Source organism: Arsenophonus sp. PmNCSU2021_1 (assembly GCF_036919435.1).
GTDB lineage: Bacteria > Pseudomonadota > Gammaproteobacteria > Enterobacterales > Enterobacteriaceae > Arsenophonus > Arsenophonus nilaparvatae.
On the sequence record NZ_JAZHPL010000001.1, the window covers coordinates 256,837 to 269,407 of the forward strand.

Below are 12,571 nucleotides of genomic sequence, written 5' to 3' on the forward strand. Positions count from 1 at the left end.
TGAAGTATTGCGATATATAACTTTAGTTTTTGCTTTAATTAATTAGTAACTTATTGCTATCAATTATTTTAATTCTGCTATTGATTGTTTTTTAGAAGTATAAATGATTGATATTTGAGATGCTGCAAAATATCTTTGCGATTTACTCTTATTCAATGGGAGGATACAAATAAAATGTTAAATTCAACATATCAGATTGGGAATTATTCATCTCAAATAGTTAATCAACAGGTTGCTTCTGCGCAAATGGATACGACTACGAATACAGAGAATAAACTTAGCTCTCAATTAAAAACAGTAGGAAATTCTAGTATCGATCTACTTGCGGTAAAAGAAAAGGAAAATGATTTATTTGAGGTAATTAAAAGTAATGAATATCTTCTAACTATTGCCAATACATCTCAATCTACTGAGCAAGCTGATAGGTTTTATCGAGCTGGATTAGCTGTCGGGATTGTTAATGATTTTTCAACCTCTGATATAGAGGTACAAATAGACCACGCAAAAATTAAGACTAATAACATTTGTGGAGATTTTCCTGTAGAAAATTCTTCTATAGAAAATCAAAGTTATGACCAAAAAGCGGCAATTAAATATAGAGGGATAGGTTTTGTGAAGAGTCTTCTATCAGTTGCTTCTAGTACTCCTTTGGACTCGACCGTCTATGCTCAGGCATTAAATATTGGTAGTGTGGCTAAAAATAGGGGAGTGACCGACAGTACAATGGTTAAGCATTTTTCAACTATGTGGAATGTGCGTGATGGTTTACATCAAAAGCAGCCGCACCACTTGCAGCAGCAATAAAAAATAATTAATTAACCGTTATTTTATTTTCGGCTCTTCTCTTCGTTAAATATAGAGGAGCCGATATTTTTTGTTTTTTGCTTAAGAGTAATAGAAAACGTTATTTATTTAAATAGTGCATTTTTTTATTGTAATTGGGTTTATTAATTAAATTTTTAATTAATTTTATGGTATTTAATTAATATTAAGTATTAAAATTTTTGAGCATCGTTGATAATTATAAAGCGCTTGTTTTTTTATTGGCAACATATCAACTTTTGCTGGAAAAAATCCTCTTTCTAGAAACCAGTGAGTACTTCGGGTTGTTAATACAAAAAGTTTTTCTAAATTTAAATTGTTGGCTTGTAGAGTAATGTGTTTAAGCAGTTTTTCACCCCTTGATAAATTACGATAATCAGGATGTACAGCCAGGCAAGCCATTTCTCCAGACTTTTCTTCTAAATAGTCATAAAGTGCTACGCAAGCGATGATCATATTTTCTCGCTCGATGATAGTAAATTTGTCAATTTCTATTTCTAATTGCTCACGTGAACGGCAAATTAATATTCCTTGCTGTTCCAACGGTTGAATTAATTCTAATATTCCTGCTATATCATTGATATTAGCTCGACGAATTTGTTCACAATTTTCCATGATAATTTGGCTACCGATACCTTCATGAGAGAAAAGTTCTTGTAATAAAGCACCATTCTCTTGATAGCTTATCAAATGGCTACGACGAACACCTTGCCGGCATGCTTTAATTGCGCTATATAAAAAATGCAGTATCTCAGAATGATAATTTGGCTGTTTTTCCAATTCAGCAATATACTTTTCAGCTTCATTCGGCGAGAGTTCCGATAATATATTGCCATTTTTATCACTAATTCCTTGTGAAGAGCAAAATCCAATTAATTTTTCTGCTTTTAATTTTATTGCCAATTGTGTTGCGATTGTTTCTGTCCACAAATTAAAACTTTCTCCGGTGACCGAAACAGCAATTGGGCTAATTAATATAATGGAGCCGTTTTTTAAATGATGGTTGATGGATACTTCATCGATTCTTCGTATACCTCCGCTATGGCAGTAATCAACACCATCGTCAATCCCTAAAGGTTGAGCAATAATAAAATTACCACTGACGACATTTATATGGGCACTTTGCAATGGCGTATTGTTGAGACTCATTGATAACAGAGCAGTAATATCTAATTGTAATGTCCCCGATATTTGTTTAGCTAACTCTAGGGTATTTGCATCAGTGACGCGAATATTTTTATGGTAGATTATCGGATATTGTTGGTTTATGAGTTTTTTATCTATCTGTGGGCGTATGCCATAAACAATAACTAGCCGAATATCTAGACTGTGTAATAAACCGATATCGCTAATGATATGAGCAAAATTTTTATCTGCGATAGCGTTACCGTTTAATGTAATAACAAAGGTTTTATCGCGATGTATATTAATATAGGGAACAGAGTGGCGAAATCCATTAACTAAATCAGTACGACGTCCTTTCATATGTTCCTCATATAAATGACTGTTCTTAATGAAAGTATTTTTATGATTTTTGATACAAAATAGCAAGAAGAAATGCATGAAAAATCATCATTATTGCTTCAGAATATATTAGTAGCTAATTATTCATAAAGAGCAATTTATTAATGACAGCTCATTAATGATTGGTTAAAGTTTTCTATAGTTATTTTTTTGTTGTTGATAATATTGAGCGGTTTATAATTATTTGATGCTTTAAGTGGATTTTTCGATGGATCATTCAAATCACGGTTTTTCAAGACGACGTCTTCTGCAAGGTGCAGTGGCTACTATGCTGTTAAGTATTAGTCCATTCGGGCTAGCTTCATCTTCAAGTATAGTTGCTATTCGTATCTGGCCTGCCTCTAGTTATACCCGAGTAACGTTAGAATCGAATATTGCTTTAAAATATCGTCAATTTGCTTTATCTGGGCCTGATCGTATTGTTGTTGATTTAGAAAATATGCAGTTAAATAGTGTGTTGAAGGGCATTAGCCAGCAAATCAGTTCACGTGATCCTTATTTAAAATTAGTCAGAGTAGGCCAATTTGATCAAAAAACGGTTCGCTTAGTTTTTGAAGTAAAAACTCATGTTGAACCTCAAATGTTTACTATTGCGCCTGTTGCTGGTTTTAAACATCGTTTAGTGGTTGATTTTTATCCTGCTTCAGGTGTTTACACTGATGATGATCCGTTGTTAGCGCTATTAGAAGATTATAACAAAGGTAAATTGGATAATACGTTGCCGGTTAAAGCGAAAAAGCCAGCGGGTAAAGCCGGGAGAGATAGGCCAATTATCATCATGATCGATCCTGGTCATGGTGGAGAAGATCCTGGTGCTATAGGAAAATATAAAACGCGGGAAAAAGATATCGTATTGCAAATTGCACGTAGATTAAAAATATTAATTAATCGTGAACCTAAGATGAAAGTTTATATGACTCGTAATGAAGATGTTTTTATTCCTTTAAAAGTGCGAGTTGCAAAAGCGCGGAAAATGCAAGCTGATTTATTTGTTTCTATTCACGCTGATGCCTTTACTAATCGTAAGGCGAGAGGTTCCTCAGTATTTGCATTATCGACCAAAGGAGCAACCAGTAATACCGCCCGTTATTTAGCTCAAACACAGAATGAGGCCGATCTGGTTGGTGGTGTCAGTAAAAGTGGTGATAAATATCTTGATCACACCATGTTTGATTTAGTTCAGACGGCGACTATTAATGATAGTTTGAAATTTGGGACAGAAGTGCTTAAACGGATGGGTAACGTTAACAAATTGCATAAAAACATTGTTGATCAAGCGGGTTTTGCGGTATTAAAGGCACCAGACATCCCGTCAATTCTAGTTGAAACTGCTTTTATCAGTAATATTGAAGAAGAGCGAAAACTAAAGACAGCAAAATTCCAACAGCAGATGGCAGAATCCATTTTTCGGGGTATTAAAGCTTATTTCGACAACGGCGGAAAACTGGCTTTGCGTTAAGTGAGTTAATTAGATAGATAATAGTCCTGTTGGGAAACTAATTTGATATTGAATGAAAGGTGGTTGCGGGGGCCGGATTTGAACCGACGACCTTCGGGTTATGAGCCCGACGAGCTACCGAGCTGCTCCACCCCGCGTCTGAAATGATTAAGGTTTTTATATTGGTTGCGGGAGCCGGATTTGAACCGACGACCTTCGGGTTATGAGCCCGACGAGCTACCAAGCTGCTCCATCCCGCGTCCGATAGCGGCTCACTATACTCAGGATCAGATCCGATGCAAGTTTTTTTCTTAAATATTGCGATATTTTTTTATATTTTGTACATAAAAGAGACTTGATGATTGTTTTTTGTTCTTTTATGCAAATTAGCCATCATGCTTATTGATATACTTTGTCAGCAAAAAATCGATAGCGAAATATGTAATCAACAAACATAAATTCATAACTTCACGAGTTTCGCACCAATAAAAAAACGCTCTATTTTTAAGTTTAATTCAGCATAATATGTAAATAGATAAAACCTTATAAATTAAATATAACTTATTGTAAATTAAGTAAATTTATGCATTTCAGTAACTTGCAGATTAATCATTACTTTTAAGCCATTTCTAGAATTTTATAGGCCTGTGCGAAACTCGTGAACTTTTTTAATGGTCATATAAAAATAGTTATTTAATGATTAGCTTAAATCAGTAAAATATTTTATCGGAAATTATCTTATCAAATGGGGTAGGGTATAATTTATTGCTAATTTAAAAATACAGAATAAGATGCAATTCAGTTGATAAGTATGATACAGATAATATGCTCTAGTCGTTATCACATGATTGACTATGCCATGCAGATGAATAGATAACGAATTAGTTTTTGTTATCATAATAGATTAATCAGGATTTGAATTAATAAATTAGTTTCTTTTTTATTATTGGTGAACCCGCTATTTTTGTTAGCTAAGGTTAGACATGCAATTACTTCTTTCAGATGCTTGGTTGCGGCGCTTCGCAGGTATTGGCCGCCTCTATGGTCAAAAAGCATTAATGCTTTTTGCTCGTTCTCACATTTGTGTTGTTGGTATTGGCGGCGTAGGCTCATGGGCAGCGGAAGCATTAGCAAGAACCGGGATCGGCACTATTACTCTGATTGATCTGGATGATGTGTGCGTGATAAATATTAATCGACAATTGCATGCATTAAGCGACACTATTGGTCAATCAAAAGTTGAAGTGATGAAATCACGTATTTTGCAAATTAACCCTAAGTGTCAAGTTAATATTATTGATGATTTTGTCTCGGCCAGCAATCTAGCTGAGTTGATATCTATTCAATTTGATTATGTGATTGATGCTATTGATAGCATGCGGCCTAAAGCTGCTTTATTAGCTTATTGTCGCCGTCATAAAATACCTGTCGTCACAACGGGAGGGGCTGGTGGGCAAATTGATCCGACACAGATCCAAGTCAAAGATTTAGCAAAAACGATCCATGATCCCTTCCTTAGCAGCAAAATTACGTGAAAGATTAAAAAGTGATTTTAAAATAGTTAAAAATAGTAAAGGTAAATTGGGTATTGACTGTGTTTTCTCAACCGAACAGTTAGTTTACCCACAAAGTGATGGAACTGTTTGTAAGGCTAAAAGTAATGCCGGAGGAACAATGCGTATGGATTGCGCCGCTGGTTTGGGTGCGGCAACAATGGTAACTGCTAGTTTTGGTTTTATTGCTGTTTCTCATGTATTAAAAAAATTGCAGCGTAAAATGATAGCTAGCGAAAAAGTATGAAATAATTTTTTTAATTATTAGCGATCAAAGCTCGTTTTGGGCAATTTAGCGAGTTGATTTTCAGTATAATCTGTTAAGGCAATAGCGTAATTTTCAGCTTGTTGCCAATAATGGCTTTCATCCAGTCTATAACACGAGTTTCGCACAGGCATATAAAGTTCTAGAAATGGCTTAAAAGCAATGGTTAATCTGTAAGTTACTAAAACACATAAATTTTATTAAATTACAATAATTTGTATTTAATTTATAAGGTTTTGTCTATTTATATATCATGCTGAATTAAACTTAAAAATAGCGCGTTTTTTTATTGGTGCGAAACTCGTGTATAACAGTGTTGAACGCTAACACTCCGGCAATATTTGGCGTACCTGCTTCAAATCGATACAGATACCTAATCCTATTGGGTCATACAGTTTGTGGGCTGAGAAGACAAAAAAATCAATGTCTAAAGCTTGTACATCAATACCACGATGCACAATACCTTGTGTACCATCAACCATGACTAAAATATTATGTTGATAAGCTAGCCGAGTGATAGCCTGAATATCGGGTTATTCACCGGTAACATTCGACATTTAGCTAATGGCAATGATCCCACGAGTTTCGCACCAATAAATAAACGCTCTATCTTTAAGTTTAATCCAGCATAATATATAAATAGACAGAATCTTATAAATCAAAAGCAACTTATTGTAATTTAATAAAATTTATGTGTTTTAGTAACTTGAAGATTAATCATCGATTTTAAGCCATTTCTAGTATTTTATACGCCTGTGCGAAACTCGTGGATCCGAGTTTTTGTGTTAATAAGTGTTGTTAGGTGTTTAATTTACAGTTGTTTAAGTTCTTATAAGGGCCATTTAACGACTTTAGCACCAGTCTGTTCAGCCATTATCAACCATGGGATCAAATTGGCATGATGTTCAATTTCGCTAACAATTATTTCGTCATTAGATTGCAGGTGAGCGCGAAAATAGCCTTGTGTAATAAAATTAATCGATTCAGTACTACCTTTTGTCCAAATAATTTCCTCGGCTTGATTGGCATTGATAAGTTCAGCAACTTTCTTGCCAGCACGAGTTTCGCACCAATAAAAAAACGCTCTATTTTTAAGTTTAATTCAGCATAATATGTAAATAGATAAAACCTTATAAATTAAATATAACTTATTGTAAATTAAGTGAATTTATGCATTTCAGTAACTTGCAGATTAATCATTACTTTTAAGCTATTTCTAGAATTTTATAGGCCTGTGCGAAACTCGTGGCCAGTTTGTTCATAAATATGTGTTGTTGTTTGTGCTGTAGGATGTTGGCCTCGATCAACGGAGGTATTAATATGTTATTAGTAATCAACCGTTGCCGCGATCATACTCTTGGGCTTAAGGGCTATTGCTGCGCTGTTTAGAAAAATAGTTTTGTCTTGTTGTTGAGTAGCAGGAAAATATTGGCGAAATTGTGTTATAGAAAATGTTTTTGTCATGAAAACCACAGCTATCAAAATATTTAGGATCTATATTGTGTAATTATTACAATTTTATCTTGTCCTAAATGATCTTTTTCATAAGGTTTGTTATATTTATTTAAATTAGAAAAGTAGTATTAGTCCTGATTAATAATATCTATTCTATCAGTATCATATGTATATCATCCGATTATATTCGGCGATGAGAAAGATATTTATTTAGCGAATATAAAAAAACGCCGCAATTTATTGCGGCGCGTTAAAATAACTATGGACAGACAAGGTAAATGTATAGGAGTGAAAATACTAGTATTAACTACTCAACCTGGAAAAACCAGATAATTTGTAAACACAACATCACAACCATAAAGCCAAGAATTTTAAATAAATTAACTGCTTAGCGATTCATTCAGGCCTAGGAAGCAGCCTTACTATAGACATATACTGGTTTCTCTACAATGGACAATTTATAATGCTTCAGATTATAAAAACTAATGGATATATAAGGATGAGTAAGACGCGATCATGTCAAAATGTATGCCTCCTCTTAATGCATTAAGGGTATTTGATGCGGCAGCACGCCATTTAAGTTTTACTAAAGCAGCAGAGGAGCTTTTTGTTACTCAGGCTGCAATAAGTCATCAAATAAAAGGTTTGGAAAATTTCTTGGGTTTGAAATTATTTCGTCGGCGTAATCGTTCATTATTATTGACTGAAGAAGGGCAAAGTTATTATTTAGATATTAAAGAAATTTTTTCTTCGTTACGTGAAGCTACTCGGAAACTACAGGCTCTCAGTGCAAAGGGAGCATTAACCGTCAGTTTATTACCAAGTTTTGCTATTCAATGGTTAGTGCCGCGTCTATCGAGTTTTAATCGTGCTTATCCTGATATCGATGTGCGTATTCAGGCTGTTGATCACGAGGGAGCTAAAATGGCTGATGATGTTGATGTGGCAATCTTTTATGGTTATGGTAATTGGCCAGGCTTAAGAACAGATCGTTTGTATGCGGAATACTTAATACCAGTCTGTGCGCCAGCCTTATTAGCGGGGCGTTACCCATTGAAAAAACCGCAAGATTTGATTCATCATACATTGCTACATGATTCTTCTCGACGTGATTGGCAAGCTTATGCACGTCAATTATCATTACAAGACATTATTAACGTAGAACAAGGACCCATTTTCAGTCATAGTGCTATGGTTATTCAAGCCGCAATTCATGGTCAAGGAATCGCCTTGATTAATAACGTTATGACAAAAAATGAACTTGGTACCGGTCGTTTGGTATGTCCGTTTAATGATGTTTTAGTCAGTAAAAAAGCTTTCTATTTAGTTTGTCATGATAATCAAGCGGAGTTAGGTAAGATTGCTGCATTTCGTCAATGGATCCTCGCAAAAGCAGCTAGCGAGCAGCAAAAATGGGGATTTGTTACCGGTGAGTTGTAAACTATATGGCAAGTAAAATAATTAATTTAAAAAGAAAAGGATATTAACGTGAATGCTCGTTTAATGTTGATATTTTCAGGAATTAGTGGATTTTTTTGTGTCGCATTTCGCGCAATAGGTTCACATTTATTATCACCTCTACTAAACCATGATCAAATAGAATGGATTCGTATTGGTTTACGTTATCAGTCAATGCATACTTTAGTTCTTATGATATTAGGCGCTATCTTATTGCGTAAAGTTATTTTATGGTTTTATTGGGGGGGAATTTTCTTCAGTATAGGCATTTTATTGTTCAGTGGTAGTTTTTATTGTATGGCACTTTTACAAGCAAAATATTTTGCCCATTTGGCACCAGTAGGCGGTTTTTGCTTTTTAATTGGCTGGATATTAATTGTTATTGGTGCAACTCGGCTTAGGAATCCAACAATACGTCATGAATAATAATATTATTTTATATTGTCGTTCAGGATTTGAAAAAGAGTGTGCGGCAGAAATTACTGATAAGGCTACCCAGATCGGCGTTTATGGCTATGCCAAAGTAAAAGATAATAGCGGTTATGTTTTATTTGAATGTTATCAGCCTACTGATGCAGATCGTCTAGCTAAAGATATACCCTTTGGTACATTAATATTTGCTCGTCAACTAGTGGTTGTTAGCCAGTTATTGAAAGATTTGCCATCGAACGATCGCGTATCGCCGATTGTTGCGTTATTGCAAGGTGTGGTTGAACGAGCCGGTGAGTTACGAGTTGAAGTGCCGGATACCAATGAGAGTAAAGAGCTACTGAAATTTTGCCGTAAATTTACTGTGCCTTTACGCCATGCGCTTCGTCAACAAAAAATATTGTTGCTGAAAGAAAACCATCAACGTCCGGTTATACATGTATTTTTTATTGCTGCCGGCTGTTGCTATGTTGGCTATTCTTATGCGAATAACAATTCCCCTTTTTTTATGGGGATCCCGCGGTTAAAACTGCCAGCGGATGCGCCAAGTCGTTCAACATTAAACTGGAAGAAGCATTTCATCTATTTATTCCTTGTGATGAGTGGGAAGAGCGTTTAGCATCGGGTATGAAGGCTGTTGATCTGGGTGCTTGTCCAGGCGGATGGACCTATCAATTAGTGAAGCGCAGTATGATGGTCGATGCGGTTGATAATGGATCAATGGTCGAGAGTTTAATGCAAACAGGTCAGGTACGGCATTATCGAACTGATGGTTTTAAATTTACTCCACACACTAAGAATATTAGTTGGTTGGTGTGTGATATGGTTGAAAAACCGGCAAAAGTTGCTGCTTTGATAACAGATTGGTTGTTAAAAGGCTGGTGCCGGGAAGCGATATTTAATTTAAAGCTACCGATGAAAAAACGTTATCAAGAGGTTTCATCAATTTTGAACAAAATATCACAGACACTAAACGAAAATGGTATTAATGCTCAAATCCAAGCGAAGCAACTCTACCATGATCGCGAAGAGATCACGGTACATATAAGACGAGTTTGGTCAGCCTCTATACCAGAGCGGGATTAGAAGAACAGTGATTAACAATAAAATTTTTATTTTTTATTGTGTTATGGTGTAAATCTGAGTTGTTGTAAATTTCCATTTAACTGTAGATCGGTTTTGAGAGAGGCAACCTGTCGGCTAATAAAGGCTATTTTTTGCGCCGGTTCAATCCGTTTACGCCATTTTTCGGGTAAGGAATGGATATTAGCAAAAATGGCCTCTAATGTGGGATATTGCTGAAGTAAAGTTGCTGCTGTTTTAGGGCCAATGCCGGTTATGCCAGGGATTTTACTACTATTTATGCCAGTTAGTCCCCAATAATCCTGCAGCTGCTCAGGTTTAACCCCAAACTCTTTATTAACAAAGGATAAATCAAGCCAACGTTTTTGAAAATAATCACGAATATAGATCGATGATGAAAGTAGCTGACAATAGCCTTTATTTGTTGAAATGATGGTAACACGATAGCCAGCGGTGGCCACTTTAATTGCTAACGTTGCCGCTAGATCGTCAGCTTCATTTTCGATGGCATGCCAACAAGCTAATCCTTGCGCCTTAAATGCGATTTCAAGGTTTTTTATTTCGTGATAAAGATCATCTGGCATTGCTTGTCTGCCAGCTTTGTATTGAGGTAAAAGTTGTTGCCGCCAGTTATTTGTCTGATGTTCTTTGTTATCGAATATTGCTACAGCGTGGGTAGGCGAAGTATGGTTAATTAGCTGGCGAAGAGTTGAAACGCAAGCTTGTTCGCAAGGGCTTCCTTGAACAGCATGAATTCGTCTGATTAGATTTAAAGCATCAACAATAAGTAAGTGGATCATAATTTTTTGTGCATAGTCTTGTCAGTTATTTAATAATTTCATAGCAGGGTATATAGGCTGCCTTGCTAGGTAGTTTCATTCTATGTTGACTAACAAACCCTCGTAATAATGTATCCATATGAGCCATAATTTTGGCATCACCATGAAGTTTATAGGGGCCATGCTTTTCAATTTCTTTCATACCTACTTCTTTCACATTACCGGCAACAATACCCGAAAAGGCTCGTCGTAAGTTAGCGGCCAATTTTTCCGGCTGTTTTGGATCACAAAATAGGTTAAGTTTTGCCATATTATCATGGGTTGGTGTAAAGGGTTTTTGTAATTCTGAATTAACTTTTATTGACCAATTGAAGCTATAGGCATCACCAGTATTGAGACGATTTTCTTTTACTTGTGGCATCTGTTTTTTCATTTCACGTGCTACAGCTTTTGGATCATCAATAATAATCTGATAATAATTGCAGGCCTGTTCACCGAGGGTATGCTTAATGAAATCATCGAGGGTGTCAAAATAGGCTTGGCTCTCTTTTGGGCCAGTTAAAATTAATGGTAATACCTGATTATTATTGGCAGGATCCATTAAAATTCCCAATAAATAAAGTAGTTCCTCTGTAGTACCAGCACCGCCAGGAAAGATAATGATACCATGAGCAACTCGAACAAATGCTTCAAGGCGTTTTTCAATATCTGGCATGATAACAAGTTCATTAACTAGAGGGTTAGGTGGCTCAGCAGCGATAATGGAAGGTTCAGTTAAACCAAGAAAGCGGCCATTTTTATAACGCTGTTGTGCATGGCCTACTGCGGCACCTTTCATCGGCGCTTCCATTGCGCCAGGGCCACAGCCAGTGCAAATATTTAATTCACGTAATCCTAATTCATTTCCAACCTTGCGGGCATAAAGATATTCAATTTCATTTATTGAATGGCCTCCCCAGCAAACAATAGTATTCGGATCTTCATCGAGATGTAGTGCGCGGGCATTACGCAGAATGGTAAAAATAATATTAGTGATACTGATGCTGTCATGCAGACTTAATGCGAGCAGTTTTTCTGCTGAAATAATCTGGGTATGAACAAAAAGAATATCTCTTAACACAGAAAATAAGTTTGCTTGTAGTGAACGGATAATTCTGCCATCGACAAAAGCTTTTTCAGGCGGGTTAATTAATTCCAGTTTGACACCGCGCTCACGTTGTAGAACATTGATATCAAAATTGGGATATTTAGCGATTAATTCTTTACTATTATCTGTCTTGCTACCTGAATTAAGTACAGCTAAGGAGCAGTTTCTAAATAGCTGATAAAGATCGCTACTGGCAGTGCGTTTAAGGATACTAACTTCAATTTGAGATAGTAGATCCATTGAGCCTAACGGGCTGACATGTGTTATCAATTTAAACTCCTTACTGCCGTGCTAATCGCATCATTGTTGGCTGAAAACTCTCATTACTACGCCAAGGATTGATGTCCAAGCCGCCCCGACGTGTATAACGGGCATAAACGCTTAACTTATCGGGTTGACATAGCTGAAGAATATCATTGAATATTCGCTCGACACATTGTTCATGAAATTCGTTATGGTGTCTGAAAGAGACTAAATAACGGAGTAGTTTTTCTCTATCAATTTTAGCGCCACAATAATGAATTTGTATTGAACCCCAGTCAGGTTGGTTAGTAATTAAGCAATTAGATTTTAGCAGATGGCTAACTAATGTTTCCTCTGCCTTTATATTCGTGGTTG

General features: G+C 35.9%; 9 protein-coding genes, 2 tRNA genes and 4 pseudogenes. 6 read left to right on the top strand and 9 right to left on the bottom strand.

Going from position 1 to position 12,571, the window contains the following annotated elements; all coding sequences use genetic code 11:
• The first annotated feature begins 174 nt into the window (after positions 1-174).
• The gene (locus V3224_RS01485; RefSeq protein WP_334468062.1) at positions 175-804 is read left to right on the top strand and encodes a hypothetical protein; all 630 of its coding nucleotides are present in this window, start codon (positions 175-177) and stop codon (positions 802-804) included.
• A gap of 174 nt (positions 805-978) precedes the next feature.
• On the opposite strand, the gene argA is transcribed toward V3224_RS01485, so the two are convergent.
• Complete coding sequence (gene argA / locus V3224_RS01490) at positions 979-2,307, bottom strand: amino-acid N-acetyltransferase (RefSeq protein ID WP_334468063.1); 1,329 nt, start codon at positions 2,305-2,307, stop codon at positions 979-981.
• Between the two features lie 247 nt (positions 2,308-2,554).
• Between argA and amiC the strand changes: the two genes are divergently transcribed.
• On the top strand, positions 2,555-3,805 hold the full coding sequence (gene amiC / locus V3224_RS01495; protein WP_334468064.1) for an N-acetylmuramoyl-L-alanine amidase AmiC: 1,251 nt from the start codon (positions 2,555-2,557) through the stop codon (positions 3,803-3,805).
• Positions 3,806-3,865: 60 nt separating this feature from the next.
• Here the strand turns inward: amiC and V3224_RS01500 are convergent.
• Positions 3,866-3,942: transfer RNA gene (locus tag V3224_RS01500), tRNA-Met, on the bottom strand.
• 25 nt (positions 3,943-3,967) lie between these two features.
• Positions 3,968-4,044, bottom strand: a tRNA-Met gene (locus tag V3224_RS01505).
• A 723-nt stretch (positions 4,045-4,767) separates the two neighbouring features.
• On the opposite strand from V3224_RS01505, the pseudogene tcdA reads away from it, so the two are divergent.
• Positions 4,768-5,584: pseudogene (gene tcdA, locus V3224_RS01510) on the top strand (tRNA cyclic N6-threonylcarbamoyladenosine(37) synthase TcdA).
• 17 nt (positions 5,585-5,601) lie between these two features.
• Here the strand turns inward: tcdA and V3224_RS01515 are convergent.
• From V3224_RS01515 to V3224_RS01525, 3 genes and pseudogenes are all read right to left on the bottom strand, one after another.
• Complete coding sequence (locus V3224_RS01515) at positions 5,602-5,730, bottom strand: hypothetical protein (protein ID WP_334468066.1); 129 nt, start codon at positions 5,728-5,730, stop codon at positions 5,602-5,604.
• A gap of 195 nt (positions 5,731-5,925) precedes the next feature.
• Positions 5,926-6,084, bottom strand: a complete 159-nt coding sequence (locus V3224_RS29655) for an aminotransferase class V-fold PLP-dependent enzyme (RefSeq protein ID WP_442889669.1) — start codon at positions 6,082-6,084, stop codon at positions 5,926-5,928.
• 350 nt (positions 6,085-6,434) lie between these two features.
• Positions 6,435-6,653, bottom strand: a pseudogene (locus V3224_RS01525) (aminotransferase class V-fold PLP-dependent enzyme); the annotation flags it as partial.
• A gap of 920 nt (positions 6,654-7,573) precedes the next feature.
• On the opposite strand from V3224_RS01525, the gene V3224_RS01530 reads away from it, so the two are divergent.
• From V3224_RS01530 to rlmM, 3 genes and pseudogenes are all read left to right on the top strand, one after another.
• Entirely contained in the window at positions 7,574-8,497 is a 924-nt protein-coding gene (locus tag V3224_RS01530; RefSeq protein WP_334468068.1) for a transcriptional regulator GcvA, read from the top strand.
• A gap of 48 nt (positions 8,498-8,545) precedes the next feature.
• Entirely contained in the window at positions 8,546-8,941 is a 396-nt protein-coding gene (locus V3224_RS01535; RefSeq protein WP_334468070.1) for a DUF423 domain-containing protein, read from the top strand.
• Positions 8,934-10,030 (top strand): annotated as a pseudogene (rlmM, locus tag V3224_RS01540) (23S rRNA (cytidine(2498)-2'-O)-methyltransferase RlmM). Before V3224_RS01535 ends, rlmM begins: the two are co-directional and overlap by 8 nt.
• Before the next feature lie 41 nt (positions 10,031-10,071).
• On the opposite strand, the gene xni reads toward rlmM, so the two are convergent.
• From xni to queF, 3 genes and pseudogenes are all read right to left on the bottom strand, one after another.
• Positions 10,072-10,830, bottom strand: coding sequence for a flap endonuclease Xni (gene xni / locus V3224_RS01545; RefSeq protein WP_334468102.1), 759 nt, complete (start codon positions 10,828-10,830; stop codon positions 10,072-10,074).
• A 22-nt stretch (positions 10,831-10,852) separates the two neighbouring features.
• The gene (ppnN, locus tag V3224_RS01550; RefSeq protein ID WP_334468071.1) at positions 10,853-12,223 is read right to left on the bottom strand and encodes a nucleotide 5'-monophosphate nucleosidase PpnN; all 1,371 of its coding nucleotides are present in this window, start codon (positions 12,221-12,223) and stop codon (positions 10,853-10,855) included.
• A 10-nt stretch (positions 12,224-12,233) separates the two neighbouring features.
• Positions 12,234-12,571, bottom strand: a pseudogene (queF, locus tag V3224_RS01555) (NADPH-dependent 7-cyano-7-deazaguanine reductase QueF); the annotation flags it as partial.